A 1244-nucleotide genomic window follows, 5' to 3' on the forward strand; every position below is an offset into this window, starting at 1 on the left:
GAGGTTTCGCCGGTGGCGGTGCTCGGTCTGGACCTGCTCGGTGTCGCCGGGGTTTGGCAGGCGGACGGGCAAGTGGTTTCGGTTCATGGGGATCTCGCGTCGTTGGTGGAGGCGGGTCCGGTGCCGGATGTGGTGCTGGCCGAGGTGGTCGCGGACCCGGCTGGCGGGGTGGTGGAGTCGGCGCATGAGTTGGCCGCCCGCGTGTTGGGTCTGGTGCAGGGATGGCTGGCCGATGACCGGTGCGGTCATTCCCGTTTGGTGGTTGTCACTCGGGGTGCGGTCGTGGCGCGGGAGGGGGACGCTGTCGCCGATCTTCCGGCTGCGGCGGTGTGGGGTCTGGTGCGGTCGGCGCAGTCGGAGAATCCGGGCCGGTTCGTGCTTGTCGACGTAGAGGAGGGATCGTCTCTGTCGGTGCTGGCCGGTGTGCTGGCGTTGGGTGAGCCGCAGGTGGCGGTGCGCGGTGCTGAGGTGTGGGTGCCGCGCCTGGCGCGGGTGGCGCCCGGCTCCTACCTTGGCGATCCCCCCGGCGTTGCCCAGGATGGTGAGCAGGCTGTCCGCTCCTGGGATCCGGAGGGGACGGTGTTGATCACTGGCGGCACGGGCGGTCTGGGTGGGTTGTTCGCGCGGCATGTGGTGGCCGAGCGTGGGGTGCGGCATCTGCTGCTGGCCAGCCGGCGCGGCCTGGATGCTCCGGGTGCGGTGGAGTTGCAGGCGGAGCTGTTCGCGCATGGGGTGGAAGTCACGGTCGCCGCGTGCGATGTGGCTGATCGCGATCAGGTGGCGGCCCTGCTGGCTCAGGTGCCGGCCGATCATCCGCTGACCGCCGTCGTTCACACCGCTGGTGTGCTGGACGACGGGACGATTGCGTCGCTGACGCCCGAGCGGCTGGAGAGAGTGTTCCGGCCGAAGGTGGACGCGGCCTGGCATTTGCACGAGCTCACCCGCGATCTGGGTTTGGCCGAGTTCGTCGTGTTCTCGTCGGTGGCGGGGACGTTCGGCGGGGCAGGGCAGGGCAACTACGCGGCGGCGAACGCGTTCCTGGACGCGCTGACCGAGCATCGGCGGGCCGTGGGGTTGGCGGGACTCTCGCTGGCGTGGGGTCCATGGGCGCAGGACAGCGGAATGACCGGCGCGCTGGGCGAGGCCGACATGCGCCGGATCGCGCGGGCAGGCATGTTGCCGTTGTCGGAGGCGCAGGGGCTGGCGTTGTTCGGCGCGGCGGGTGCGGCGGGTCGTGCGGTGGT

Annotated in this window: 1 protein-coding gene; it reads left to right on the top strand. The window is 71.0% G+C overall.

Features of this window, described 5'->3' with window-relative positions:
• Nucleotides 1-12: 12 nt before the first annotated feature.
• Nucleotides 13-1244 (top strand): beta-ketoacyl reductase (locus ABZ260_RS51310; RefSeq protein ID WP_355633316.1); only part of this gene is annotated, 1232 nt, incomplete at its 3' end.

Origin of the sequence: Streptosporangium sp. NPDC006013 (genome assembly GCF_040614275.1) — a bacterium.
GTDB lineage: Bacteria > Actinomycetota > Actinomycetes > Streptosporangiales > Streptosporangiaceae > Streptosporangium.